Origin of the sequence: Actinomyces sp. 2119, from assembly GCF_003591215.1 — a bacterium.
GTDB classification, from domain to species: Bacteria; Actinomycetota; Actinomycetes; order Actinomycetales; family Actinomycetaceae; genus Actinomyces; species Actinomyces lilanjuaniae.
On the sequence record NZ_QYRR01000005.1, the window covers coordinates 65,471 to 91,462 of the forward strand.

The 25,992-nt window shown below is 69.9% G+C and carries 25 protein-coding genes and 1 tRNA gene; 20 read left to right on the top strand and 6 right to left on the bottom strand.

All coding sequences use genetic code 11. The features are described from left to right. The first annotated feature begins 102 nt into the window (after positions 1-102). Positions 103-756 carry a M50 family metallopeptidase gene (locus tag D4740_RS07105; RefSeq protein WP_119836419.1) on the top strand — a complete coding sequence of 218 codons (654 nt, stop codon included), beginning with the start codon at positions 103-105 and terminating at the stop codon, positions 754-756. Between the two features lie 296 nt (positions 757-1,052). Next, positions 1,053-2,306, top strand: a complete 1,254-nt coding sequence (locus tag D4740_RS07110; protein WP_119836259.1) for an extracellular solute-binding protein — start codon at positions 1,053-1,055, stop codon at positions 2,304-2,306. A gap of 111 nt (positions 2,307-2,417) precedes the next feature. Here the strand turns inward: D4740_RS07110 and D4740_RS07115 are convergent. Next, a tRNA-Gly gene (locus D4740_RS07115) sits at positions 2,418-2,488 on the bottom strand. Between the two features lie 190 nt (positions 2,489-2,678). On the opposite strand from D4740_RS07115, the gene D4740_RS07120 reads away from it, so the two are divergent. From D4740_RS07120 to D4740_RS07135, 5 genes are all read left to right on the top strand, one after another. Beyond that, entirely contained in the window at positions 2,679-3,374 is a 696-nt protein-coding gene (locus D4740_RS07120) for a TM2 domain-containing protein (protein ID WP_119836420.1), read from the top strand. 424 nt (positions 3,375-3,798) lie between these two features. Beyond that, positions 3,799-4,068 carry a hypothetical protein gene (locus D4740_RS12720; RefSeq protein WP_147392867.1) on the top strand — a complete coding sequence of 90 codons (270 nt, stop codon included), beginning with the start codon at positions 3,799-3,801 and terminating at the stop codon, positions 4,066-4,068. Then, entirely contained in the window at positions 4,061-5,812 is a 1,752-nt protein-coding gene (locus tag D4740_RS07125; RefSeq protein ID WP_119836421.1) for an ABC-ATPase domain-containing protein, read from the top strand. Before D4740_RS12720 ends, D4740_RS07125 begins: the two co-directional genes overlap by 8 nt. Positions 5,813-6,064: 252 nt before the next feature. Then, on the top strand, positions 6,065-6,775 hold the full coding sequence (gene dcd, locus D4740_RS07130; RefSeq protein WP_119836260.1) for a dCTP deaminase: 711 nt from the start codon (positions 6,065-6,067) through the stop codon (positions 6,773-6,775). Next, complete coding sequence (locus D4740_RS07135; protein ID WP_119836261.1) at positions 6,772-7,899, top strand: hypothetical protein; 1,128 nt, start codon at positions 6,772-6,774, stop codon at positions 7,897-7,899. Before dcd ends, D4740_RS07135 begins: the two co-directional genes overlap by 4 nt. Positions 7,900-8,069: 170 nt before the next feature. Here the strand turns inward: D4740_RS07135 and D4740_RS07140 are convergent, their stop codons facing one another. Further along, positions 8,070-8,975 carry a 3'-5' exonuclease gene (locus D4740_RS07140; protein WP_119836262.1) on the bottom strand — a complete coding sequence of 302 codons (906 nt, stop codon included), beginning with the start codon at positions 8,973-8,975 and terminating at the stop codon, positions 8,070-8,072. A gap of 284 nt (positions 8,976-9,259) precedes the next feature. Here D4740_RS07140 and D4740_RS07145 point away from each other — a divergent pair, with 284 nt between their 5' ends. Then, a complete protein-coding gene (locus D4740_RS07145; RefSeq protein WP_259390744.1) occupies positions 9,260-10,012 on the top strand; it encodes a nitroreductase family protein in 753 nt (250 codons plus the stop codon). 111 nt (positions 10,013-10,123) lie between these two features. Here the strand turns inward: D4740_RS07145 and D4740_RS07150 are convergent, their stop codons facing one another. Then, positions 10,124-11,116 carry an AraC family transcriptional regulator gene (locus D4740_RS07150; protein ID WP_220475023.1) on the bottom strand — a complete coding sequence of 331 codons (993 nt, stop codon included), beginning with the start codon at positions 11,114-11,116 and terminating at the stop codon, positions 10,124-10,126. Positions 11,117-11,471: 355 nt separating this feature from the next. Continuing rightward, on the bottom strand, positions 11,472-12,557 hold the full coding sequence (locus tag D4740_RS07155) for an NAD(P)-dependent alcohol dehydrogenase (protein WP_119836264.1): 1,086 nt from the start codon (positions 12,555-12,557) through the stop codon (positions 11,472-11,474). Between the two features lie 383 nt (positions 12,558-12,940). On the opposite strand from D4740_RS07155, the gene D4740_RS07160 reads away from it, so the two are divergent. The 3 genes from D4740_RS07160 (at position 12,941) to D4740_RS07170 (ending at position 16,157) form a co-directional block, all read left to right on the top strand. Further along, positions 12,941-14,008, top strand: coding sequence for a serine hydrolase (locus D4740_RS07160; RefSeq protein ID WP_243106875.1), 1,068 nt, complete (start codon positions 12,941-12,943; stop codon positions 14,006-14,008). A gap of 266 nt (positions 14,009-14,274) precedes the next feature. Continuing rightward, a complete protein-coding gene (locus D4740_RS07165) occupies positions 14,275-15,069 on the top strand; it encodes a hypothetical protein (protein WP_119836266.1) in 795 nt (264 codons plus the stop codon). A gap of 2 nt (positions 15,070-15,071) precedes the next feature. Then, positions 15,072-16,157 carry an XRE family transcriptional regulator gene (locus tag D4740_RS07170; protein ID WP_182911363.1) on the top strand — a complete coding sequence of 362 codons (1,086 nt, stop codon included), beginning with the start codon at positions 15,072-15,074 and terminating at the stop codon, positions 16,155-16,157. A gap of 41 nt (positions 16,158-16,198) precedes the next feature. Here D4740_RS07170 and D4740_RS07175 read toward each other — a convergent pair whose 3' ends face one another. Beyond that, positions 16,199-17,140: an exodeoxyribonuclease III gene (locus D4740_RS07175; RefSeq protein WP_119836268.1), complete on the bottom strand. Its 942-nt coding sequence runs from the start codon at positions 17,138-17,140 to the stop codon at positions 16,199-16,201. Positions 17,141-17,264: 124 nt separating this feature from the next. Between D4740_RS07175 and D4740_RS07180 the strand changes: the two genes are divergently transcribed. The 7 genes from D4740_RS07180 (at position 17,265) to D4740_RS07210 (ending at position 21,227) form a co-directional block, all read left to right on the top strand. Next, positions 17,265-18,125 carry an SDR family oxidoreductase gene (locus D4740_RS07180; protein WP_119836269.1) on the top strand — a complete coding sequence of 287 codons (861 nt, stop codon included), beginning with the start codon at positions 17,265-17,267 and terminating at the stop codon, positions 18,123-18,125. Between the two features lie 48 nt (positions 18,126-18,173). Next, a complete protein-coding gene (gene tpx / locus D4740_RS07185; protein WP_119836270.1) occupies positions 18,174-18,671 on the top strand; it encodes a thiol peroxidase in 498 nt (165 codons plus the stop codon). A 151-nt stretch (positions 18,672-18,822) separates the two neighbouring features. Then, positions 18,823-19,392 (top strand): orotate phosphoribosyltransferase, encoded by a 570-nt coding sequence (gene pyrE, locus D4740_RS07190; RefSeq protein ID WP_119836271.1) that lies wholly within the window; start codon positions 18,823-18,825, stop codon positions 19,390-19,392. A gap of 91 nt (positions 19,393-19,483) precedes the next feature. Then, a complete protein-coding gene (locus D4740_RS07195) occupies positions 19,484-19,897 on the top strand; it encodes a hypothetical protein (RefSeq protein ID WP_147392868.1) in 414 nt (137 codons plus the stop codon). Between the two features lie 2 nt (positions 19,898-19,899). Continuing rightward, positions 19,900-20,133 (top strand): hypothetical protein, encoded by a 234-nt coding sequence (locus D4740_RS07200; protein WP_119836273.1) that lies wholly within the window; start codon positions 19,900-19,902, stop codon positions 20,131-20,133. Positions 20,134-20,150: 17 nt separating this feature from the next. Further along, a complete protein-coding gene (locus D4740_RS12725; RefSeq protein WP_147392869.1) occupies positions 20,151-20,492 on the top strand; it encodes a hypothetical protein in 342 nt (113 codons plus the stop codon). 57 nt (positions 20,493-20,549) lie between these two features. Next, complete coding sequence (locus tag D4740_RS07210; RefSeq protein WP_119836275.1) at positions 20,550-21,227, top strand: TrmH family RNA methyltransferase; 678 nt, start codon at positions 20,550-20,552, stop codon at positions 21,225-21,227. A 243-nt stretch (positions 21,228-21,470) separates the two neighbouring features. On the opposite strand, the gene D4740_RS07215 is transcribed toward D4740_RS07210, so the two are convergent. Continuing rightward, complete coding sequence (locus tag D4740_RS07215; RefSeq protein WP_119836276.1) at positions 21,471-21,908, bottom strand: Hsp20/alpha crystallin family protein; 438 nt, start codon at positions 21,906-21,908, stop codon at positions 21,471-21,473. Positions 21,909-22,263: 355 nt separating this feature from the next. Here D4740_RS07215 and fbaA point away from each other — a divergent pair, with 355 nt between their 5' ends. Further along, complete coding sequence (gene fbaA / locus D4740_RS07220; RefSeq protein ID WP_119836277.1) at positions 22,264-23,313, top strand: class II fructose-bisphosphate aldolase; 1,050 nt, start codon at positions 22,264-22,266, stop codon at positions 23,311-23,313. Between the two features lie 255 nt (positions 23,314-23,568). Next, positions 23,569-25,962, top strand: a complete 2,394-nt coding sequence (locus D4740_RS07225) for a glycoside hydrolase domain-containing protein (protein ID WP_119836278.1) — start codon at positions 23,569-23,571, stop codon at positions 25,960-25,962. Positions 25,963-25,992: the final 30 nt, after the last annotated feature.

Genomic DNA, 25,992 nt, shown 5'->3' on the forward strand with positions numbered 1-25,992 from the left:
ACCCTGAGCCGGAGTGTGTCCTGGAACAGTCTTGCTGACCGTCTTGTTGACCGTCTTGCTGACCGTCTTGTCGACCACGCTGTCCCTGACGGCACCCCTGCCATGACCGTCCTGTGGGTGGCGCTGGTGGTGCTGGCTGTCGTCCTGACCTGGCCACCTGCCCGGCGCTGGGGCCGTACCCTGGTGACGATCGTCCACGAGGCAGGGCACGCGGGCGTGGGTGTCCTGGTCGGGCGGCGATTCCTGGGCTTCGTGGTGGACAGGGACCTATCGGGGCACGCGGTGACCAGCGGCCCGGTGCGGGGGCCCGGACGGGTGCTGACCACCTGGGCCGGGTACCCCGCCCCGGCGGTGCTGGGTGCGCTCGTGGCCCTGGCGGCGTTGCGCGGCTGGGCCGGGCCGGTCCTGGTGGCTGCAGTGGTGGTCATGGTGGTCCTGCTGGTGATGTCACGCTCCGTACGCACGGCTGGTCTCGTGATCCTGGTCGGGCTCCTGGCAGCGGCGCTGTGGTGGTGGGGAGGACCGTGGCGTGCGGGCGTCGTGGCGGGCACGGGGATGGCCATGCTCGTGGGGGCCTGGGACTCCCTGCGCGACGTCGCTGGCACCCGTGACCCGGGCCAGGACCACCGCACGCTGGCGCAGCTGACCCCGCTGCCCGCGGGGGCGTGGCTGGCGACGTGGTTCCTGGTGGACGCGGCGGCCACCGCGGCCGTCGTGCTTGCGGTGCGGGACCTGTGGCAGGTTCCGGCGCTGTGAGGCCAGCTGTGAGACCGGGGGAGGCCCTGAGGGTCTTCGCGGAGCCCTGCTGGGCAGTCAGAGGTGACGGCCTGTAGCGCCGAGCGGTCGGCGGCCTCCTGCAAGACCGTGAGGCGGCCCGCAGGGGCGCCGGGGTGTGTACCGAGCAGGTAACCCTGTGGCTCCTGGCGCGCCCGGCGGCGGGCGCTGCGGCTAGGATCACCGGGCTGTGGGACCCTGGCACGCCACCGGGCAGGGGCGGGCCGCCCCTGTCCCACCCGATCCCTGGCCCGACCTGGACGTGCAAAGGACGCACCATGATGATCTCTCGCCGCCGCCTCGGCAGGTACGCCGCGGCCCTCACCATGACCACGGCTGTTACCGCCGTGCTGGCAGCGTGCACGGGGGACGGTGAGGACTCCGGCACCGAGGCGGGCGAGGACGGCCTCACCCTTATGATCTCCTCCTCCGGCGAGGCGGAGACCTCCGCCGTGCGTGACGCCCTGACCTCCTTCACCGAGGACACCGGTGTGGCCGTGAGGCTCCTGCCAGCCACGGACCTGGACCAGGAGCTCTCCCAGAGCCTGGCCTCTGACTCCCCGGTCGACGTGTTCTACCTGGACCCCCACCAGCTGGTCTCCTACGCGGACGCAGGTGCCCTGCACGCCTACGGGGACCAGCTGCCCGCAGCCGGTGACTACTACCCGTCCCTGGTGGCCAACGCGACCTACCGGGGGGAGGTCTACGGCGCCCCGAGGGGCTTGTCCACCCTGGCACTGTTTCTTAACACCGAGCTGTGGGAGGCGGCGGGGCTGACACCGCAGGACTACCCTGCCACCTGGGCCGAGCTCGAGACGACGGCGGCCGCGCTCGCCGCTGGCGGCACGGCTGGCCTGGTCCTGACTCCCGACTACGCCACTGCGGACGCCTTCATGGCTCAGGCAGGCGGCGGGCTGGTGGACAGCTCCGACAGTGCCGAGGGGGTCACGGTGACCGCGGACTCACAGGCCTCCGTGGCGGGGCTGTCCCAGATGAAGGCCCTGGTGGACTCCGGCGCCGCAGTGCTGTCCTCCTCCCTGGACGAGGGCTCGGGTGGTGACGTCTTCGCCCAGGGGCAGGCCGGGATGACCATAGCGGGCTACGGGCTGGTAAGTGTGCTGGAGGCCGACTACCCGGAGCTCGGATTTGCTGTCATCGAGCTGCCTGAGGGGAGCGCGGGTCGGGCGACGGTCCAGCAGGCGGCCTTCTACGGCGTGGCCGAGGGCTCGGCCAGGAAGGAGGACGCGCTGCGGCTGGTGGAGCACCTGACCTCGGCCGGTGTCCAGGTGGAGCTTGCCGCGACCCAGGGGCTGGTCCCCTCGGTGAGGTCAGCGGCCGACCAGTGGGCGGGTGAGGACCCGGTGTCCGTCGCCTTCGTTGCTGGTGCGGAGCACGCTGTCTACGCCCCGCTGGGTGACGGCGTGGCGGAGGTCCTGCAGGGCTTCGAGGACCAGCTGGCCTCGCTGGCGGACACTGAGCCCGAGGCCATTCTGGGGCCGCTCCAGGTCAACCTGGAGGCTGCGACCGCCTGAGGCACCCGCCGGGTCTGAGGGCGGCAGGAAGCAAGCGCCTGCCGCCCGGACGGTATGGCGTACAGGAGACAGCCGAAGGGCCTCCACCCACTGGGTGGAGGCCCTTGCCCGAGCGGGTGACGGGAATCGAACCCGCGCTGTCAGCTTGGGAAGCTGAAGTTCTACCATTGAACTACACCCGCGACAACGGTTCCGCCAGCACTGCTGCTGGCACCGTCGGTCATGGTCGACCATATCGGCGATGACGCGGATGCAGCATACCCTGCCAGCAGGTGGCTGCCAAGCTGGCGGGTGGGTGGGGCGTGTGAGGTTCTTGTCAGTGGCGTCCATGACCGCCCCCGGGGGCAGGCTCTTTCTGGCATCATGCGCTCCATGACATCGTCCAGTCCTTACGATATCGCCGGTCCCCAGCCTGACGACGCGGCCTGGTACCCGGGGTACCCAGGTGGCGGTAGTGCCGCTTCGGGGAGCAGTGGCGCTGCCGTCTCCGGCTCGTCTGCTGCCGACCCGGCCTCGGTCGTGGGGCCGGCGGTCTCCAGCGGTCCGGCAGCCGGGACTGGTAACGCCGCGGCCTGGCCAGCGGGCTATACGCAGGCGAGCACCCACCCCTATCCGCAGGATGGCGCGGCCTCTCCCGGTGGCTACCAGCAGCCCGGCTACTCCCAGTCCGGCGCCGCCTACCCGGGCGGTTATCCCCTGGCCGGGTACTACCAAGCCCCCGGCCAGGTTCCCGGGGGCGCCTACCCGGGTGCCTACCCGCAACCTGTCGTCCACGGCCCGCAGTACCTGGCCTACCCGGTGGGCAAGTCGAAGGTCGCCGCGGGTGTCCTCGGCATCCTCTTCGGGTGGCTGGGGGTCCACAACTTCTACCTCGGGTACGGGGGCAAGGGTGCTGGTCAGCTGTGCCTGACGATCTGTGGCCTCCTCACCCTGATCCTCGGCATCGGTTTCTTGATCATCATGGGGACGAGCATCTGGGGACTGATCGAGGGGATCATGATCCTGTCCTCCCCCTCTGGGACGCGGCCCTGGGGCATGGACGCCCAGGGAGTCCCTCTGACTGAGTGAGGTGGGTGGCTGGCCAAGCGGGCAGAGGTCAGGCTCGTCGTTCCGTGGAGGTCGGCGCGGCGTGTGCCTGCCGACTGAAGGGGTGCATGAACCTTTCCCTGCAGGGTCCGCTGCTTTGTCGGGTCTGCGGTATTGACTGCCCTTACGGCGTGGTATAGCGTGTAAGAATGCTAGTTGGCTGCGGATTTGGGGATGCCCTGTCCGGGGCTTGAGCTGGCTGGCAGTCGTCGTGATCTTGTTGAGGGAGCATGGAGGTGGTCGGTACGTCGGTTCCAGTGTGTAGCGTGTGAGGCTGGAGTGCGAGTTGGAGGTTTGGAGCGCGGCTTGATGACGCGGTCCTGCTATTGGAGTGCGTCGGCGCAGGCCTGGGTGTGGCTCCTGCGCTCATGTACGAACTGACAACTCGGACTTCTGGAGATATGACATGATAACTTCACGTGGAGTTCCTGCGGCTAATGTGGTGCCTGTCATGGCGACCTTCGTTGCGGCTGCGACCCTGTTTACTGACACGCTTCTTCGGGAACTGGCTGTACCTGCGTTGTTCCTGTATCCCGCAGTGGTTCTATCGGCGGCCGTGCTGGCTCTGCTTGGCGGCGTAGCCCTGACCCGTCTGCCTGCGTTGCAGCCCGCCACCGCTGCCGCAGGTGACTCGGGTGTCGTGGATCCTGTCGTCGCAGGGGGCCGTCATGCGTGACGCAGCAGCTCTGGGGCGCGTAGTCGCCCAGATGGACGGTCAGAGCTACGGCGCATACAAGCGCCTTGCCGGCAGCTACCAGCTGGGTCCGTTCCATCTCGACATCGATCACGTCCAGGTGGACCCGTACGCGCCACCGTCGCGCATGAGGCTGTCCGCGTCCCCGGCGCAGACGCGCTTGCCTGCCCGGCTTGCACGCGACGCGCTGACACGAACTGCCGTGGCCGACTTCCTTCTGCGTCGGCTCGCGCAGGCTGCCCGTCGGCTGGCCCCGAGGCCGACCGGTACCGGAAGCAGCGGTATCGTCACCACGGGGGAGCCCGGTCAGGAGGTTCTGGAACGCACCAGCATCGTGGTCACCCCTGAGGGCGGCGGTGCCCGGGTCGAGGCCCGCCTTGAGGTGGGGCTGCCGGCCTCCGGCCGCAGAATCCGTGGTCGCGAGGCTGCGAGGCTCCTCACCGATGTGCTGCTTCAACTGGCTGAGGAGACGCTGGTCTATACCAACCTCGGCCACCAGGCTCAGGACGCCATGGACGCTCACGTCGAGCTTGCGCACGATCAGGACTACATCCGCTCCTCGCTGCCCCAGCGAGGCCTGGTCGCGTTCGTCGGGGACGGGGCGGTGCTGCCGCGTCGTTCCGGTGACTCCGATCTTCCCCTGACTGGGGCCACCGTAGTCCCGTTCGCTAGTCCTCCCAGCCTGCGCACTGCCTTTGACCTGCCCAGCGGGCGACGTATCGAGGGTATGGGGATCCCCGAGGGGGTCACCGTCATCATCGGCGGTGGCTACCACGGTAAGTCCACCTTGCTGCGGGCGCTTGAGCGTGGTGTCTACCCCCACGTGGCCGGTGACGGGCGCGAGTGGGTTGTCACCCGTCCCGATGCTGTCACGGTGCGGGCTGAGGACGGACGTGCTGTTACGGGAGTCGATATCTCCCCGTTCATCTCTAACCTGCCCTCTGGCACTGACACGCGGTTCTTTAGCACCACTAACGCCAGCGGCTCCACCTCGCAGGCGGCCAACCTCGTTGAGGCCGTTGACGCCGGAGCCTCGGTGCTACTCATTGATGAGGACACCTCTGCTACGAACTTCATGATCCGTGACGAGCAGATGCGAGCCGTCATCCCGGTGGACCAGGAGCCCATCACACCGTTCGTCGAGCGTGTGCGCCCCCTGCTCACGGAGCGCGGTGTGTCCACCGTCCTTGTCGCTGGAGGGTCGGGAGCCTTTTTTGACGTCGCCGACCACGTGATCGCGGTCAACCACTACAGGCCCAGCGATGTCACACGAGAAGCCCGTGAGGTGGCCGGGGCCGCTTCTGGCTCCTCTCGTGCTGCAGCGGGTGCGGCTCTTCCCGCCCCGGGGGCCCGGCGGTCAGTCACCTTGGGACGCAGTGGTGGAAAGCCAGCCAAGGTCCGTGGCCGAGGCAGCATCCTCTACGGTGGCGACACCATTGACCTTGCTGCGGTTCCACAGCTGGTTGACGCGGCCCAGACCCAGGCTGTGGCCTGGGCGCTGGACCGTCTGCCGGGGCTGCTGGACCGGGCAGCCAGTCTGCCCGGGGGGACAAGCCGTCCAACAACCTTGTCCGAGGCTGTTGACGCCGTGTTGCGTCGTATTGACCGTGACGGGCTCGACTGGCTCTCACCCTACCGTGGACACCCGGGACACCTCACCCGCCCTCGCCGTCACGAGCTCCATGCGGCGGTCAACCGCTACCGCAGGCTAGACGCTAGGCAGTGAGATCTTGGGCAATGAGATCTAGATGAGGGCTACGGGACTACCCCGCTAAGGCGGGCGGTCGCGAGTGGGCCTGCCTGGGCGTTGCGGGGTAGGTCTGCGTAGGACGTGCCGACTCCCCGCCAGTGGCCGCTGTGCGTGCCACTGGCGGGGAGTCGGCACATCTCAGTAAGGACCGTGGGCGGCTCCTGCCCGCCTGAGCGGTCAGCATGCCCGTCCCGGCACTGACTGGCCCCACCTGGCACAATCAGCCTCGTGCTTCTCTCCGACCGCGACATTCGCTGTGAGCTCGAGGCCGGGCGTGTCGTCCTGGACCCCTACGATCCGCAGATGCTCCAGGCGGCCTCGGTAGACGTGCGTCTGGACAGGTGGTTCCGTCTCTTCGACAACCACCGCTACCCGGTCATCGACCCCTCCCAGCCCCAGGACGACCTCACCCACCTGGTGGACGTCGGCCCTGATGAGCCCTTTGTGCTTCACCCCGGTGAGTTCGTCCTGGGGGCGACCTACGAGCGCCTCACCCTGCCGGACACGGTCGCCGCGCGCCTGGAGGGCAAGTCCAGCCTGGGCCGCCTGGGCCTGCTCACCCACTCCACGGCGGGCTTTATCGACCCCGGCTTCACCGGGCACGTGACCCTGGAGCTGTCCAACACCGCTACTATGCCGATCATGCTGTGGCCGGGAATGAAGGTAGGCCAGCTGTGCTTCTTCCGCCTGTCCAGCCCCGCCCAGGTACCCTACGGTAGCGCGGCCGCAGGATCGCGCTACCAGGGCCAGCGCGGCCCCACCGCCTCGCGGTCCCACCTGTCCTTCCACCGGCTGCGTATCGCCGACGCCGGGACATCTCCGCACGGCACGGCCGCTACCGCTGCGCCGGGTCGTGAGGGTCTCGGGGACAGTGGCGGCGCGCCGTCCCCGCACGCCACCTCCCCCACCGAACCGACAACCCCCCAGGAGCGCCCATGAGCGACCCCACCGACCTCGCCGTCTCCCTGCCCACCGACACCGGTACCTTCTCCGCCGGGTCCATGCTGCCTGTCGGCCACCTGGACACCCACCACGTCCTCCTCCTGGCCGACGACGTCACCTCCGACGAGGTCGAGGCCCTGGCACTGTCCCAGGACGTCCAGGCGGGGTGGGTCGGCGTCTCCAGCCTCCAGCTGTTCCCCGGCGTGACGCTCCAGGGCCCCTGGGAGGTGGACGCGCAGATGCGAGGTCTCCTGGAGGCCCCGGAGTGGACCACCCAGCTGATGATCCTGGACTGCCCCCGGACCCGTGCCGGCGCCCAGCCCAGGGAATTGGCGGGGCTGGACCCGCTGTCGGACGCCTTCCCGGTGGCCCAGCCCACCGGGGTGGAGCTGGAGGCTCTGTCCCGCCTGCGCTCTATTGCCCGCCGCCTGGCGGGGGCGCTGCGCCTGGTGCCCGGTGCGCCCAACGGCAACCAGCCCGTCATCGTGGAGCCTAGCCCTGAGGTTTCCGTCTCCCTGACCGTCTACGCCCCGGTGTGGATGGGGCCGGAGGACCTCTCCGCCCTGCTGGGCGAGGTCGCGCCCGGTATGAGCCCCGCCCTGACCGCTCCGCACCCCACCGGCGCCGTCGGCCTGGACGCGGTTGACCCCGACAAGCTGGAGCGCCTCGTGGAGCGCATCGGGGCCGACGTCTTTGAGGAGGCCTGGCGCACCTCTGAGCGCGCCCGGGCGCAGGCCGAGGCGGAGGAGGCGCGTGTGGCCGCCTCTGGAGGCTACATTGAGGAGGTGCGCGACAGGTACGCGGTCGTCGCGCCGGTGGATCCCGAGCGTGAGGGCTGGGGGCGGATCGAGGTGCAGGTCGGTGCCACCGACGGCCTGCCGCTGGCTGTGCGTGGGGAGAGGTGGGCGCGCGGGGCGGTCCTGTCCTACGACCTGAGGTGGAAGCCCGTGGACGAGACGGAGGCCTACCTGGAGGTGGTCTCACGGGCGCGCCGCCGGGAGCGCCAGGCCGCGCGCGACCTGGTCGAGCAGCTGGCCACCGTCCTGGTGGGGGCTGTCTCCGGCGTGGCCGTTGACGACGACGGGTTCCTCGTATCCCTGGGACCGGAGGAGAGCCGCTAGACCCGAGCCAGTCCCGGATGCCTGTTCCTTCCTGGCTACCTCCACCTCCTCTGTCCCGGGAAGCAGGTGGGGGCGTCAGGATGTACGGCGCATAGTTCCGCAGTCATGGAGACCTGGTGGTATGTGGGTCACCGACGGCAGGTGCTGAAGATGCGCAGCGGCTTTGGGGGCTAGCGCAGGGCGCCGGGGCGTTGGCGGGTGACAAGCCGCTCGTCTGCGCCCTGGGCGCGCTCGTCGTCCCAGTGCCACCCGGTAAAGCGCCAGGCGTCCACCAGGGACCTGGTCCAGGCCACCGGCTCCTCACCGCGCGCGCGGCCTACGCTCATGTAGTGGCGCAGCAGACCCGCAGCGGCCCGGGCGTCGTCCAGCGCCGAGTGATGCCTGCCGATCTCCACCCCGGCCACCTCGCAGCAGGTGGTCAGACGGCGTGAGGGGGTCGCCATGAAGTGGCGTGACCACTCCATGGTGCACACGCGTGGGATGGGCGCTCCGGGGTCCAGGAGGCGACGGCGCCCCAGGGCCTGGGTGAGGAAGCCGACGTCGAAGCGAGCGTTGTGGGCAACGACCGCGCGTCCTGCCAGGTCGCGGGCCAGCCGGTCGGCGACCTCGTCGAGGCTGGGGGCGTCCAGGAGGTCCTGCGCTATCAGGCCGTGGATGTGAGTGGGTCCGACGTCCGTGCCACGGCCTGGGTTGATGAGCGTGGACCAGCTGGTCTGTGTACAGCCGCTGGGATCAGTGAGGACGACGGCGACCTCCAGGATCGTGTCAGACACGGGGGACAAGCCGGTGGTCTCCAGGTCGATGACGGCGTAGCCGACCTGGGCGGCGGCTCGCAGCTCAGTCTCAGTCAGTGCATCGCTGGGTGCTCTGGACAGGGTGTTGGCTGACGGCGGTACGGGGGAGACCGGGGCGCAGAGGGACGCTGGTACGTGGGAGGCCGAGATGCTGAGCGAGGGGGACGTGCTGCCCGCGCAAGGACGGTCGCCCCCCTGAGACGGAGGGTTGCCGGGAGAGGGAGCGGGGAGCCGCGGCCGCAGGGGTCCCCGGTCGTGGGGCGGGCGGTGGAAGAAGGGCATCACCGGGAGCCTACCGTCGTGACACCCTGACGTGCTCGTGGCCGGCCCGTCCTACCTCCTCGCTGCCCGGGCTCCGTCGCTGCCGCCGGGGTGCCTGGGTTCATCTAGGATGGCGGCAGTACCGGCAGGAGCGGTGGGACCGGGGCAGGACCGGAGGGAGAGTTCTCATGACTGCGAATGACGTCACTGACACTGTCGAGGGATCGGACGGCCCGAGGGGCGGGCCCGCTGCTGCCCCTACGGACGCCCCCTCCCCGGCCCTGTCCGCTCCCGAGACCACGCCAGTGTCTAGCGCCACGATCGCCACCCAGATGGCTCACCGCTCGATCCGCGCCTTCAGCGAGGAACCCGTGGGGGAGGAGATCATGACCACCCTGCTGGACGTGGCCCGGCACGGTGCCACCTCCTCCTTCCAGCAGCAGACCACCATCATCCGGGTGAAGGATCCCGAGGTGCGTGAGGCGGTCCACGCAGCCTCGGGGCAGCCCTACGTCGGAGGCCACCGCGGTGAGCTCCTGGTCCTTGTGGTGGACCTGCACCGCAACGCCGTCATCCGGCAGCGCGCCGGGGTCTGCCTGGAGCCGCTGGAGCGTATGAGCCTGTTCCTCCAGGGGGTGGAGGACACGGTCATCGCGGCGCAGAACCTGGTAGTCGCCGCGGAGTCACTGGGGCTGGGGACCGTCTACCTGGGATCGCTGCGTGGTGGGCTGCGCGGGCTCATCCGGGCGCTGCACCTGCCTCTGCGGACCTTCCCACTGCTGGGCCTGCTGGTGGGGCACCCTGCACAGGTGCCCCAGTACAAGCCCCGGCTGCCGCGTGAGGTCACTGTGGGTACGGACCGCTACCCGGAGCCAGAAGACCACATGGAGGCGCTGGCCGTCTACGACGAGGTGGTGCGTGAGTACTACGACCTGCGCGACACCAGTGCCCGGGTGGACTCCTTCACCAGCCAGATCGCCCGGAACCTGGGCACGGGGGCGGCCTCGACGGCGCCGGTCCTCCAGGTGCTGCACGAGCAGCGGCTGGCCCTGGGCTGAGCCGTCTGGCCCCGGGCAGGACTCCGGGGAGGGGCCTCCTGCCGCCGACCTGCTCCTCGCCAGGTTCTGCGCTACGGCTGGGGTGACCTCCTGGGAGGAGAAGACGCGTCCCTACGGGGAGGCTGCGCCTTCTGGGAGACTGGCGCCGCGCCTGTAGGCCGTGGGCGTGGTGCCAGTCTCGGTGCGGAAGCGCCGGTTGAAGTTGGCGAGGTTGGTGTACCCGCTCATCGTGCTGACCCGGGACACGGGCAGGTCCGTGGACCGCAGCAGGTGGCAGGCCCGGGCGATCCGGCGCCGTCTCACGAGGTCGGAGAAGGTCAGCCCGGCTGTGGCGCGGAAGAACCGGGAGAAGGCGGAGGAGCTCATGGCGACCAGGCGGGCCGCCTGGGTCATGCTCACCTCCCCGTCCAGGTTGTGCTCGATGTAGTCCAGGACCGTGTTGACCCGGTGCGTGGTCTCGTCGTCCAGGCTGGGTACATAGCCCTCGGCCACGATCGGGTGCCACTGGCCGGGCGGTGCCTGGAGAAAGATGTCGACCAGCTCCAGGAGGGAGGCCATCCGCCTCAGTCGGGACTGCTGCTCCATGCCCACCAGGACACGCGCCGCGTGCTCGGCGCTGGGGCCGCTGAGGATGACACCACGCCGGGCACGGTGCGCCAGCTCCTGCACGCTGATCAGCTCGGGCATGTGGGTGGCCGCCTCGGCCAGCCGCTGCGGGTGGACCTGGCACAGGACGTCGCGGCTGGGCAGGACCTCCTGCGGTCCCAGGTCGGACAGCCAGTTGTGAGGCAGGTTCGGTCCCATGAGCGAGACGTGCCCGGCACGGAAGCTGATGGCCTGGTCCCCGGCCAGCAGCTGGCCGGATCCGCTGCGGATAAGGTGGAACTCGATCTCCGGGTGGTGGTGCCAGCGTGCCAGGGGACTGGGGTAGCCGTGCTGGAACCAGCGTACGGTTGACCCGAGGTCGGGGACGACCACCTCCAGATCCCCTACGCCCGCTCCGGCGTGCGAGGCCGGGGCGGTCAGGGAGGTGATGGCGGGCATGGCCGACTCGGCCCCTGCGCCGGGGTCGGAGCTGTTGCGCGGTGCGTGCGTCGTCGTCATGTGTGGGCCACATCGTGCAGGTTGTCGTGCGTGACGGCTGGTCTGGCGGGCGGGCAGCAGGTCTGGGCCGGGAGCAGCCGGGGTGAACAGGGCTGAGGGCGCCTGCTGGCGCAGGGGTGCCCGGCCTTCTCTGCCTGTGCCTTGGCCTGTCCCTGCTCGGTCCTTCCTTCTGCCCTCCCTGCTGCCTTCCCCGCCCTCGTGAGATGTACCGTTTACTGACAGGGTAACCGTTTCCGCATAGGACGACCGGCATGCCGTCCTCTATGAGGATTCGGCGCACGGTGAGGACTGCATCCCCCTGTGAGGATTCGGCACGTCCCGTGAGGACGCCTCTGCCCGCCCGGGGCCAGTTGTCTCAGCCGACGGTGATCTGGAGCTTGACGTCGCCGGGACGTCCCTCGGCCACTCGGTCGAACACCTCCTTGGCGCGCTCCATCGGGAAGGTCTCGGTGATGAAGGGCGTCAGGTTGATCTTCCCGGCAGCGACCAGGTCGATCGCGCGCTGGTAGACGTTGGCGTAGCGGAAGACTGTCTCAATGGTGGTCTCGCGGGCCTGGACCTCGGTGACGTCGACACTGACGGGGTCTACGGGGATGCCCACCAGAACCGTGCGGTTGCCTGGTGCCCCCAGCTGCCACAGGTCCTCGTAGGCGGAGGGGTGCCCGGAGGCCTCGAAGACGACGTCGGCGCCCCAGCCCCCGGTACGCTCCTGGACGACGTCGAGCAGCCGCTGGGAGCGCAGGTCTACGGGAACCACCCCGGGAACCTGTGAGGCCATCTCCAGCTTGACCGGGGAGACGTCGGAGACGATGGCCGTGGAGGCGCCGCCTGCCAGGGCAGCTGCGGCGGTCAGCATGCCGACCGTGCCGCAGCCGGTGACCACGGCGACGTCGCCGGGGTGGATGGAGGCCTTGGTCGCGGCGTGCATCCCCACGGCCAGCGGCTCCAGGAGCGCGCCCTCGCCGAAGGAGACCTGGTCGGGCAGGTGGTAGGTGAAGGCGGCCGGGTGGATGACCTCCTCCACCAGGCAGCCGTCCACCGGGGGCGTGGCCCAGAAGGAGACCGCCGGGTCCACGTTGTACATGCCCGCGCGGGAGGCGCGCGAGCTCATGTCGGGCACACCGGGTTCCATGGCCACGCGGTCGCCGACGGCGAAGTCCGTGACGCCCTCGCCGACTTCGACAACGGTGCCAGAGGCCTCATGGCCCAGGATCATAGGAGCCTCGACCACGTAGCGGCCGATCCGGCCGTGGGTGTAGTAGTGGACGTCGGAGCCGCAGATGCCCACGGTGTGCGGGGCGATACGTAGCTGGCCGGGGCCGCAGACAAGGTTGCCTGGGACCTCGCGGACGCTGATCTCGTGCTGACGCTCCAGGACGACGGCCTTGAGGGCGGCGCGCGGCCCGGTCGTCGCCGAGGGTGCAGGTGTCTGGGTTGTCATCGTGGTCCTCCTCGTTGAGACGGTGATGAGCAGATGATGTGCAGTTGATGAGCCGGTGACGGGCGGGGGTGGCCGCGGCCGGGGCCGCCCCCGTGCGGCCGGTACTCGTGGCAGCAGGGGGTTGCTCCCTCCGTCGGCCTGCGGCTGGACCCCCGCAGCCCGGGCGTGCGTGGACGCTCCGTGGCTAGGACAAGAGTGCCCAGACCGGGGGGAGAGTGACCAGGGGCGGCCATGCTGGCTCCTGGTACTTTCTTGCGCGGGTGGGCTCCCGGGCTGGGGGCCGCCGGGCTGGGTGTGCAGGCGCTGCGGCCGCAGGGTGCGGAGGTGGTGGGGGCAGGCCTGCTGTGGCAGCCTCCGCGTCGGGAGCGTGCCACAATCCGGTCATGAATCCGGGCATGACCGACTCCTCCAGCCAAGCCCCCGGCCCTGCGCTAGGTCCGTGCTCCCCGGTCCTGACCGGCTCCGGGGCGCGGGCCGCCCTGCCTGCCCTGGACGCCCTCGGCTTTCCCTTCGCGCTGGTCCTCACCCAGGGCGGGCGTATCCTCGTCGAGGCGGGTGAGGTGGACACGGTCTTCCCCTTCGCCTCGGTGACCAAGCCGATCGTGGCGTGGTCGGCCCTGGTGGCGGCCGAGCGGGGCATGCTGGACCTGGACGCAGGCCTGGACCTGGCTGCCCTGGACGCCCTGGTCAGCGACGACCCCGTTGCCGCAGCAGCGGCTGCGGGCGGGCACGAGCCAGGCCAGGCCGGGACCGGTGGGGGAGGTCCCAAGCCCCTCCAGGGCGACTCTGCTCCGGCGAACCCCGCCCGCCTCGCCCCGACAGGCCTCGCCCCCACAGCCCGTCACCTGCTGGCCCACGCCTCGGGAGTCGCCCCGGACAGCGCGGACCTTCTGGCTGCCCCCGGCTCCCGGCGCATCTACTCCAACCGGGGCTACGAGCTCCTGGGGCGGGTGCTGGCGGAGGCCACCGCCATGCCGGTGTCGGCGTGGGTGGAGACCTCGGTGCTGGAGCCGCTGGGGATGGCCAGCGTCATGGTGGAGGGCTCCGCCGCGCACTCCGGTGAGGGAACCGCCCGGGACCTGGCGCTGTTCGCGGCCGAGTTGGCGGCGCCCCGGCTGATCTCTTCCGGGCTCGCGCGTGAGGCCTGCCAGCCGGCCTTCCCCGGGCTCGACGGCGTCCTGCCCGGGTATGGCCGCCAGTCGCCCAACGACTTCGGGCTGGGACTGGAGGTCCGGGGGCGCAAGCACCCGCACTGGACCGGTGCCGCGAACAGTCCGCAGACTTTCGGGCACTTCGGGCAGTCGGGATCCTTCCTCTGGGTGGACCCGGTGGCGGGTCGGCAGGCGGTGTTCCTGGGGAGCAAGCCGTTCGGGGCGGTGCACCAGGAGGTCTGGCCGAGGCTCAGTGACCAGGTGCTGGGGCTGACGGACGTGGCCTCGGTGCGGTTCTGACCGTGTTCCCAGGGGCCGTGTTCCCAAAGGTCGTGTTCTCGGGGACTCGGGGACTCGGGGACTCGGGCCTGGTTGGGGTCGACGCGACCGCTGACCCGTCCTAGGTGCGGTGGCTTGTATCCGGTACTGGGACGAGCCGCTGCCCGATGGTGTCTCATGCTGGTGCTACCTTCTGGTTCTGAGCACTTGACCGAGTAGCGCGCTTCCCGGGCCGCCCGGGCCGTGCGGGTACAGGCATCGCGGAAGCGTGAGGAGGGGAGGCCGTCGTGGTACGGAAGGGTCAGGACCGTCTGGCTGCGGGCCAGCAGGAGCCTGCGCCTACGCAGCCGCAGTCTTTCTCGGTGGCTGAGCTGCGGGGTGACCTCACGGGCGCTGCTGCCCAGGAGGCCCTCGCCCGGATGGGGCTGACCCCGCAGCTGCTGACCGGGGCGTGCGCAGCAGGCCTCCAAGCAGCCGTCAACCAGCACTCCTCCTACGAGCCCAGTACGGCCTTCGGCTACCAGCACTGGGCCAAGACCGTCGCAGCGCTGCGTGAGGCCCTGGCGGAGCAGGGGTGGGACAGCCGCGACATCCTCAACGCGCCGCGTTCGGTCAGCGGCGACGGTCGCTTCAGCATTGCCGCCATCAGGGGGACTGCCGCCACAGGGCAGGTCGGTGCCCGTCCCACCAACGCTCGTGCGCGGGGCCGGGTGTTCGTGGACGGCGTCGCCGTCAACGCCCAGTTTCTCGCGGGCTCTGAGGCAGGGGGCGGCAGCGCAGCAGACGTCTACGGCCAGCACTACCAGCCGGTGCTTGGCACCATGCTGGCCCTGGACGTCTCGGCCCGTTCGGCCGGTGACCTGGCCCGCTTGCCGCATACCTGGCTGCTGCTCTATTTCTGGGACCGCTCGGACAACGTGGTGCGCAGCGAGCTGTCGCTGCCGGTGGCCTGTGAGGACGGTGTCGTCACTCGGTGGCGTACCCGCATCATCTTGCCGCCGGAGGAGCTGGGCGGGCTGGCATCCGGGCAGGTCGGCGCGCTGCCCTCCGACGACGTCGACTTTGTCATCCAGGCGGTCTGAGGGTGGGTGTGCACCCCTGCCGGGTCCGCCTGGCCAGGCAGCGTGCGGGCCTGTCCAAGCAGGAACTGGCCCAGCGCACGGGCGTCAGCACGCGCACCGTCACCACCTGGGAGTCCGAGGGCGCGCCCCCGTCCCGGGCGGAGGGGCTGGCGGCCGCGACCATGGTGCCGGTGTCGTTCCTCCAGCGCCACCCGGTGGAGGAGGTGGCCGAGGAGGCCGTCTTCTTCCGGGCGCGCAGGAGGTCGCCTGCCCGGCTCAGGCACGTCGCCACTGCCCTGGGGGCTCTGGGCACGGACTTCTACGCGGAGGTGACCCAGCACTTCCGCCTGCCGGCGCTGGACCTGCCGGAGGGGGCTGTACTGGCGGCGCAGCCCGGGCCTTCCGCACCACTCTCGCTGACCGAAGCGCAGGAGGCAGCGCGCGAGCTGCGGACCGTCTGGGGCCTGGGGGAGCTGCCCGCCCCCAACCTCGTCCAGCTGGCGGAGGCCCACGGTGTGAGGGTGCTGGGGCTCCCGCGCGCCCAGCGTGACGTGGACGCCTTCAGCTTCTGGGGCGCAGACGGGTGCCCCTACATCTTCCTGGCGCGTCACAAGACCGCTGAGCGCTCCCGGTTCGACCTGGCCCACGAGATCGGCCACCTAGTGCTCCACGGCGGGGTGACCCGCACGGACGAGCGCACCGACCGCGTCGTGGAGGCGGAGGCGCACGCCTTCGCCGGTGAGCTCCTCCTGCCTCGCGCTGCTGTGCGCGCCGTCCTGGGGCGCAGCCCGTCGTTGCATGCGGTGCTGGGGCTCAAGGAGAGGTTCGGGACCTCCGCGGTGGCGGCCGCCCGGGCCGCGTGGGACGCGGGCTGCCTGTCGGAGTGGGAGTACCGGCAGATGTCGGCGCAGCTGGCCTCGCGGGGCTTCTCCACCGGGGAGCCCGGGAGTCGGCTCGGCTACGAGCAGTCCCGGGTCTACCGCACCGTGCTTGACTGGCTGCGCCAGCGGGGCCAGTCGGTCCCGCAGTGGGCCAGGTCCATCGGGCAGCACCCTGACGACGTCGCCGCCTTCATGCTGGGCCAGGCCCTGTCCCTCGTCCCCGGCTGAGGCCGCCGGTGGTGCGCATGACCCCGTAGGCGGCACCTCGCCTACCCCTCCAGGTCCACGATGACAGGCACGTGGTCGCTGGCGCCCTTGCCCTTGCGCTCGTCGCGGTCGATGGCGGCACCGCCGACCCGGGAGGCCAGGGCGGGTGAGGCGTAGACGAAGTCGATACGCATCCCCTCGTTGCGGGGGAATCGCAGCTTCTGGTAGTCCCAGTAGGTGTAGTTGGTGACCCGCTCCCGCGTCACCTCGCTCAGGCCGACCGACTCGAAGGCGGCGAAGGCCTCCCGCTCCGGTGCCGACACGTGCGTGGCGCCGTCGAAGGCAGTGACGTCCCAGACGTCCTCGTCGCGCGGGGCGACGTTCCAGTCGCCCACCAGTGCCAGTGCCAGGCCCGGATCTGCCTCCAGCCAGCCGACAGCGGCCTGGCGCAGCGCGGCCAGCCAGTCCAGCTTGTAGCGGTAGTGGGGGTGGTCCAGTTCACGGCCGTTGGGCACGTACAGGCTCCACAGCCGCAGCGGCGCGGTCCTGGTCGTCGTGCCCGGGCCGTCACCTGGGGAGCCGGTGGTGTCCCCTGCTGGCAGGGCGGCACTGTCCTCCTGCCCGCTGCTGGCTGGTGTCTGCATATCGCTGTTCTCTGCCAGCCCGCCGCCGACCGCCGCCTGCCCGCCGACCGTTACTCCCAGAGCCCGGGCCTCCACCACGGGCTCCTGGCCCTCCTGGCGGACCCAGCCCGGCTGGCCAGGGAACGAGGTCGCGACATCTGACAGCCCGACGCGGGAGGCTACCGCCACCCCGTTCCACTGGTCCAGGCCGTGGACCGCTACCTCGTACCCGGCAGCCTCAAGGGCCTGGTACGGGAACTGGTCAGGTCGGCACTTGATCTCCTGCATGGCCAGCACGTCGATGTCCTCGCGCTCCAGGAAGGCGGTGACTCGCTCGACCCGGGTGCGGACGGAGTTGACGTTCCAGGTAGCAAGACGCATACGGGCAGGGTACCGGTTGCCGACTCGATGCTGCGGTCGTGACTGGCGGCCTGAGCCTTCAGCACCTGACCGGGCACCGGAGCTGCCCGACGGTCGCTGCCCCGAGGCGCGCTAGCCTGGCCCCATGGGAACCGCACTTGTCACCGGCGCCACCAGCGGGCTCGGCCTAGAGTTTGCCTGGCAGCTCGCCCAGGCCCACCACGACCTGGTCCTCATCGCCCGTGACGAGCAGCGGCTGCGCCACCTTGCCGACGAGCTTCACCAGATCGCGGGTGTCGGCGCCCAGGTGCTGGCCGCCGACCTGGCAGTGCCTGAGGACTGCGCCCGGGTGGCGACACGCCTACGCCAAGGAGGACAGTCGGCTCCCAGCGGGCCTGGCGATGCCTCGGCCCCACACACCGCTGAGCAGGTGGCCTCCCGGCCCGTGGACCTGCTGGTCAACAACGCGGGTTTTGGCCTGGGGCAGTCCTTCGTCGGCGGGGACCTGGCCCGCGAGGAGCGGGCGCTGGACGTCATGGTCCGCGCGGTCCTCGTCCTGTCCCACGCGGCTGCCGAGGCCATGGCCGCACGCGGCCACGGAGCGATCCTCAACGTCTCCTCAATGACGGCGCGCACCGCCATGGGGACCTACGCCGCCCACAAGGCCTGGGTCCTCAGCTTTACTGAGGGCCTGGCCAGCGAGCTGGAGGGCACCGGTGTCACCGCCACGGCGCTGTGCCCCGGTCTGGTCCGTACCGGCTTCCACGCTGCCGCCGGGGTGGACGAGTCCACCTGGAGGGGGCCGGTGTGGCTGGACGCCGAGCGTGTGGCGGCTGAGGGCCTGGCGGCGGTGCGTCGAGGCCAGGTGATCTGCACCCCGAGCTTGCGCTACCGCAGTGCCAGCGCCCTGCTGCGCACCGCGCCCCGCTGGTTCGTGCGGCGGGTGGCGGGGACCTCCCGCTCCGCGTCTGCCGGCGCCGCGCCTCCTACGCAGCCAGCGGAATAGGCCGGACACTCCCTAGCGTGTCTGCCGAGGACCTGGGACCGTTGTCCCATGGCTTCCATTACTCTCCAAGGAGACCCCGTCAGCACCGTCGGTGACCTTCCTGCCGTGGGCACCCAGGCCCCGGACTTTGAGCTGGTCGGTGCGGACCTGGGGCCTGTGTCCAGCCAGTCCCTCGCAGGACGCCGCGTGGTCCTCAACATCTTCCCCTCGGTGGACACGGGTGTGTGCGCTACCTCCGTCCGCCAGTTCAACGCGCTCGCCTCCGGGCTGGACAACACGACCGTCGTCTGCGTCTCGGCCGACCTCCCCTTCGCCGCCGCCCGCTTCTGCGGCGCCGAGGGTCTGGACAACGTGGTCACCGGATCCTCGTTCCGCTCCACCTTTGGCACGGACTACGGCGTGACTATGGCGGACGGCCCCATGGCTGGGCTGCTGTCGCGCTCCGTGGTGGTCCTGGACGCTGATGGCACAGTCCTTCACGCCCAGCAGGTGCCGGAGATCCGCACTGAGCCGGACTACGACGCCGCGGTCGCCGTCCTGGCCTGAACAAGGCTGCCTCGCCCGGGCAGGACCTGCCTGAGCGGGGCGGTACTGCGCGCTGCCTCCTGGTGCCGTTACGAGCCGAGTCGTGGCGGGTGGTAGCGGGCTGCGCCCGGTGCTGCCAGCGTCCTGGGCCGCAGCGGCTAGACTCCGGGGCGTGAGCACCAACGACTCCCACATCACCCGCCTGGCCGGGCTTGTCAACGAGCTGGCTGTGGTCCGAGGAAGGGTCACCCTGGCCTCCGGGCTTGAGTCGGACTTCTACGTGGACATGCGCCGCGCCACCCTCCACCACGAGGCGGCCCCGCTCATCGGGCACGTCATGCTGGACATGCTGGAGGAGGCGGGGCTGGGGCCGGAGGAGGTCGACGCCGTCGGCGGACTGACTATGGGGGCGGACCCGGTGGCAGCCGCCATGCTGCACGCGGCGGCGTCGCGCGGCCTGGACCTGGACGCCTTCGTGGTGCGCAAGGCTGCCAAGGACCACGGTATGCGGCGCCGGATCGAGGGGCCGCAGGTGGCTGGTCGGCGCGTAGTGGTCCTGGAGGACACCTCCACCACCGGGGGTTCCCCGCTGGAGGCTGTCGAGGCTCTGCGTGAGGCTGACGCCGACGTTCAGGCCGTGGCCGTGGTGGTGGACCGCTCCACCGGGGCGCGCGAGCGCATCGAGGCTGCGGGCCTGCCCTACCACGCGGCCCTGGGTCTGGAGGACCTGGGGCTCGGATGAACCGGGCGGAGTCTTCATCGCCTACAGTGCCTGGTTGGACTCGTCGAGGGCAAACGCCTTCGCCGCTGAGCTGCTGATGCCGGCTGAGCATATGCGTGCTCTCGACTGGGCGGTCACCCCTGCCGTCCTCGCGCAGCGGGTCTGGGGGCTGGGCGTGTCCACCCAGGCCCTGCGCACCCGGTTGCGCTACCTGCGCCTCGATGTGCCAGGGCAAGGGGCAGCAGCCCTCCAGCTCGCTACTCAGAGGCTCGTCACGGAGCACCTTTCGTCAGCGGTGGCGTCTGCCCAGGACGTGACGGAGCGGATGGCCCTGAGTGCACGACGAAGGTTTCCCCTTAGGCTGCTGACTGACCTGCGCAGCGCGGTTGACTCCGGCCGTGCCTCCCAGGCGTCCCTGGCGTGGGTGCTCGGTACTCCGGTCGAGGAGGAGGATGCCAGCCCTGACGACCAGGCTGACAGCATGGGCGATGAGCTTCGCACCGACCTTCTTGACGGGCTGTTCTGATCGTGACGGATATCCCCTTCTTCTTCCCTGACAACACGGTTCTCATCAACATGGCGGTCCTGGGCAGGGTGGACCTGCTGGAGCGCTTCACCAGAGGGCGGGGTCGTTGGTGCGCGTCCATTGAGCACGAGTGGCGTCGTAGTCAGAGGATTCTTGAGCTCGGTGGGGCGGACCGGCAGGTTCGTGGTCTCTGTGGACGCCGATTCATCCTGACGAGGCCGACCATGTTGATATAAAGGCGCTGCGGGACCGCATGCTCGGTCCCGACGACGGTCCTACCAGCCACTTCGGTGAAGCAGAGACGATCGTCGTCATCCGCAGGCGCCCGGAGCTCTATGGCTCTATATTTCTTACTGATGATCGAGGTGCCCGGTCCCATGCGGATGCGGAGAATGCTGTGGACCGGTGCCTCGGTACCGCAGAGCTGCTCGCCTACTTCGAGGCGGCGGGCTGGGTGACGCGCTCACAGGTGCACGACTACCTGGACACCTTGCGTGACAATGACAGGCACGTCCGCCCGTCGGATGCTGGGGGCTACGACCGGCTGGTGGAAAGGCTTCTACGCAAGAAGCGAGGGAGCGGGCGCTCGCCGTGATTGTCCTGCCCGTGGTCAGGTACTTTGTGTGGCAGAACAGGAAAAGTGCCAGCGGCCATGACAGACTGCGGTAGCGTGCTGCCTCCCGCTCCCGAGCCCGACGTCCCAGCTGACACCCGTGAGGTCGGGGTGGGGCCGTGGCCGGGTGGCCCGCAGGCCTGGCCCGATGACCCCCGCTACGACCCTGTCCTGCTCGCCCAGGGGGACCGGCGCAACGTGGTGGACCGCTACCGCTACTGGAGCATGGAGGCGATCCGGGCCGACCTGGCTGGGCGCGCCCACCTGCTGCACGTCGCGATCGAGAACGTCAGCCAGGACCTCAATATCGGCTCCATCGTGCGCAGTGCCAACGCCTTCAACGTGGCCGGGGTCCACATTGTCGGGCGGCGGCGCTGGAACAGGCGCGGGGCCATGGTTACTGACCGCTATCTGGAGGTGCACCACCACGCCCAGCCGGACGACCTCCTGGCCTGGGCACACGAGGAAGGCTACGAGGTGGTCGGTATCGACAACGGCCCCGGGGCGGGGCTGCTGGAGCGGGCCGCCCTGCCCCGGCACTGCCTCATGGTGTTCGGCTCCGAGGGGGAGGGGATCAGCCCCGGGCTGCAGGAGAGCTGCTCCCGGCTGCTGCGCATCGGCCAGTACGGATCCACCCGCTCCATCAACGTGGCCGCGGCTGCGGCAGTTGCTATGCACGCCTGGGTCCTCCAGCACGCCGGGCCCGCACCGGACTAGGGCCACTGCGCGCTTTGCGCTTTGTCGCTACGGGTCGTCAGAGTGAAAGGTGAGCCTCAGGTCACTATCACACGGTGTTCCACCTGCTTCGCGTCAAGCGAATTCAGGTCCCGGGGGAGTGCAGGTCCTGGGGGGGTGCAGGTCCCGGGGGCCAGGGCTCCCGTGGTCCTGCGGGGCCGACCTGGTCAGGTCGGCCCCGTCGCCGACTCCCACACGTCTCCCAGGGCCCCGAGGGGCCGGTGCTCACGCCTGGTCGGCCTCAATGACCCGGTGGTCGGGCGAGGCGTGGGTGACCTCGATCTTGCGAGGCTTGGCCTCCTCGGCCACCGGGATCGTCAGGGTCAGGACGCCGTCGGCGTACTCCGCGGAGATCCGGTCCAGGGCCAGCCCGTAGCCCAGCGTGAGCTGGCGGGCGAAGGTCCCGGAGGGACGCTCGTGGGCCAGCCACTGGATGTCCTTGGCCGTGTTGGCGGGACGCTCGGCACGGATGGTCAGGGTGCGCTCCTCGACGTCGACGTCAATCGTGGACGGGTCGACCCCGGGCAGGTCGATGCGGGCAACAAAGTGCTCGCCCTCGCGGTACAGGTCCAGGGGAAGGCCCACGGACGCGGGCGTACGGACCGGGCCGTTGGTCAGCCAGCGGTCCAGGTCACGGAAGGTGTCAAAGGGTGTTGGTGCCATGTCAGCCACCTCCAGTAGTCAGGGGCCCGGACGGTCCGGGCCTGGGGCGGGGCGGGCGGCGGTCGCCCGGGAGGCCCCATGTGGTTGTGCCTTATATTCTCGCGCGGTCGGTACGGTTGCGCTGACAGTTGTCGCCGTCAGCGAAGGTCTCGGTTCAAGGCCGCAGCTCGAGGCCCGGCGCAGGAACCTCAGCCTGCCGGGCAGCACGTAGACGGGTGGGGCGGCTCGGGGCGGCAGACGCCATCCCCGAGCTCACGCGCTGCACCTGGGACCATCATCTGCTACACCTCGACGCCAAGTCGTGGAAGAATCAGTCCTGTACCACTGACACATCACTCACCTCAAGGAGGCACCAGTGGCCATCGCGACCCCGGAGTCCTACGCAGACATGCTTGACCGCGCCAAGGCCGGCAAGTACGCGATCCCCGCGATCAACGTCACCTCGTCCCAGACCCTGTCCGCCGCCCTCAAGGGCTTCGCTGACGCCGAGTCTGACGGCATCGTCCAGATCTCCAACGGTGGTGCGGCCTACTGGTCCGGCTCCTCCCGGGCGGACCGCGTCAAGGGTTCTGTCGCCTTTGCCGCCTACGCCCGTGCGGTGGGTGACCTGTACCCCGTGACCATCGGCCTCCACACCGACCACTGCCCCAAGAAGATGCTGGAGCCCTGGATCCTCCCGCTGCTGGAGATGGAGGCCGAGCAGGTCAAGCGGGGTGAGGTGCCGATGTTCAACTCCCACATGTGGGACGGCTCGGCGGAGTCCCTGGACGACAACATCGAGATCGCCGTGGACATGCTGGCGCGCGCCAAGGCCGCCAACACCGTCCTGGAGATCGAGATCGGCGCCGTCGGCGGCGAGGAGGACGGCATCAAGGGGGAGGAGAACGCCAACCTCTACACCACCGCCGACGACGCCTGGCGCGCCATTGAGGCCCTGGGCCTGGGTGAGAACGGCCGCTACATCACCGCCCTGACCTTCGGCAACGTCCACGGCTCCTACAAGCCGGGCTTCGTCAAGCTCCGCCCCGAGATCCTGGGCGAGATCCAGGACGACGTCGCAGCACGCCTGGGCGAGCGCCTGTCCACCAAGGTGGGTGACACCAGCTCGCCCTTCGACCTGGTCATGCACGGCGGCTCCGGCTCCACCGATGAGGAGATCGCCACCGCGGTGCGCAACGGCGTCATCAAGATGAACGTGGACACCGACACCCAGTACGCCTACACCCGCCCCGTGGCGGACTGGATGCTCAAGAACTACGACGGCGTCCTCAAGATCGACGGCGAGGTCGGCAACAAGAAGACCTACGACCCGCGCGCCTGGGGCAAGGCCGCTGAGGAGGGCATGGCCGCCCGCGTGGTGGAGGCCTGCGAGCGCCTGGGCTCGGTGGGCTCGGCCAGGCGCTGAGCCTGATGACGCTGCTGCGGCGCCGGTGAGGCGCTGAGGCTCGGCCCCGGTACCCCTGTGGTGCCGGGGCCGACGTCGTGGTCTGGGTCCCTTGCCGGACCATTGTCGGCTGGGCGCGGACGGGTCAGGGCTGTCCTCCGGGTCTTCCTTCAGGGACACCTTTTTGATACGGTGAGGGCGCTCACGGTTCCCCGTAGTCGTGAGCGTCCGCGCCGTAGGAGCGCGGGTCCCTGTGCGTCCAAGGAGGGGCGAGGCATGTTTGACCCGCAGGTGTTCGGCACCCAGAGGTGGCTGAACGAGACCTACTCCGGCGTCACGGGGTGGGTGCCCCTGGAGCAGGACGGGCAGACGGGGTGGGCGACGATCTACGGGCTGCGCCGCGCCCTCCAGCACGAGCTGGGCGTTTCCCCGCTGTCGTCCGGCTTCGGCCCGGCGACGACGGCCGCATTCCAGGAGCGGGTGGGCCGGATCGACTCCCAGGCCACCGTGTCTGAGAACATCCTGCGTGTCCTCAGCGGTGCCCTGTGGTGCAAGGGCCGCACCGGCGTCATCCTGGACGACCTGGTCACGGTCACCTATGGCGCCATGGTCCCTTCCGTGGAGCGGGTGCGTGAGGACCTGGGCCTGGGCGGAGGCAGCTACGTGGACGTCAAGCTCATGGCCTCCCTGCTGTCCATGGACGCCTACGACGTGCTGGAGGACTACGGCGGGGTGCCCCAGGTGCGCCAGGTCCAGCAGTGGCTCAACGGGACCTATGCGGGGCGCCGGGACTTCGCCCTGGTGCCCTGCGACGGTGTCCACTCCCGCCAGGTGCAGACAGCCCTGCTGATGGCGCTCCAGTTCGAGATGGGGATGGCTGACGGGGAGGCCAACGGCAACTTCGGGGAGGGCACGCGCTCCGGCCTGAGGGGCTCGGCGCAGGTGAGGAGCGGCAGCACCGACGGGGCGACGCGGTTCGTCCGGCTCTTCCATGCGGCGATGATCCTCAACGGGTACGACGTGTCCCTGGCCTCCTCCTTCGGTGCGGGCACGGAGGCGGTGGTCCGGGTGTTCCAGTCCTTCATGGAGATCCCGGAGACGGGCGCGGGCGACTACACCACCTGGTGCAGCCTGCTGGTGTCCAGCGGTGACACCAGCGTGGCCACCAAGGGTTTTGACACCAGCGCCCAGCTGCTGGGCGGCCGGGCGCAGGGCGCGGCAGACCGCGGCTACACCCACGCGGGCAGGTATACTGTGGGGTCGGGCAAGTTCATCACCGGGCCCGAGCTGGATGCGCTGCGCAGCGCGGGTCTGAGGCTGGTGCCGATCCACCAGCGCTGGAACAACGACGTCTCCCACATGACCTACGAGGAGGGGCGCACCCAGGGGCAGGAGGCCCTGGAGCGCGGACGCGTGCTGGGGCTGCCCGCAGACAGCATCATCTACTTCACCGTGGACTTCGACCCGGTCGGCGACGCCGTGGTGGGGCCGGTCATGGACTTCTTCCGGGGCGTCAACGAGGTGATGGGGGAGGTGGACTCCTACCGGTTCCGGGTGGGGGTCTACGCCACGCGCAACGTGTGCCGCCTGGTCATGGCCCAGGACTACGCGGTGGCCGCCTACGTGCTGGGGATGTCCACCGGGTTCTCCGGGAACATGGGCTTCCCCATGCCGCAGGGGTGGCACTACAACCAGATCGTGGAGGTCAGTGAGGACCTGGGGGGTAGGGCCACCCCGGTGGACCATGTGGTGGTGTCCCGGCGGGCGGAGGCGGTTGACCTGGCGGGGGTGGTCTCCCCGCCGCTGGAGGTGGACGGTGCTGCGACTGAGACCGGCTTTCACGTCCTGTTCGAGTGGTTCGTGCGGGCCGAGGTGGTCTGCGAGCTGGCGCTGACCCAGGCACGGACCCCGGACCTGACGGACCTGAGGCGGTACCTGCCCATGGTGGGCTCCTTCGTCCTGGGGTGGCTGCGCAAGCCGGACTACTGGTACGCCGCCGCCAGCGGCATGTGGATGGTCTACACCCCTGACACCGACGACGACGCGGGGCTGGCCTCAGCCAGGATCCTGTGCGAGGGGAGGCTGACCTCCGTCATGGGCTCCAGGCCGGCCGTCACCACGGACGTCGCCCACTGGGCGGCTGCGGCCATGGGGTATGTGACCTGGCCCGGCTCCTCCGATCCCACCACCTACGGGCTGGGGGACCTGGGCGGGTGGATGCTCGACCTCTACCAGCTCTTCGGTCAGTGGCAGACGGGAGGTGGCGGAGAGGACCAGGAGACCTGGATGCGGGCCAGGCTCGCGGTGGAGGGAGTGGAGTCCGGCTTCGGGGTGGCGGACCTGGTGGCTGACGCCGACGCCTGGCTGACGGTAGTGGGCCTGGCCGAGCCCAGCCCGGCACGGACGTCGGACACCTTGCGCACCCAGCTCGCCATGTCGCAGCAGGAGCGTCTGCGGGCCTTCTACTCCGGGCGCTTTGACAGCTCCCCGCAGAACGTGGTCAGCATGTTCTCCGCCATGGTGGACGGGATAGATGTGGGTGGAGTCAACTTTCCTTTGTCTGGCGATCGGCTGAGGGGAGGTGCCGGAGCTAAAACGGCGCCGACCCCGGAGCAGGCTCGAATCTGCGGCGAGCTCTTTGCCCAGGCACTGGAGAGGCTGACGGCGTGAGCACCTTAGTGCACTGGCCTGGAGGGATGG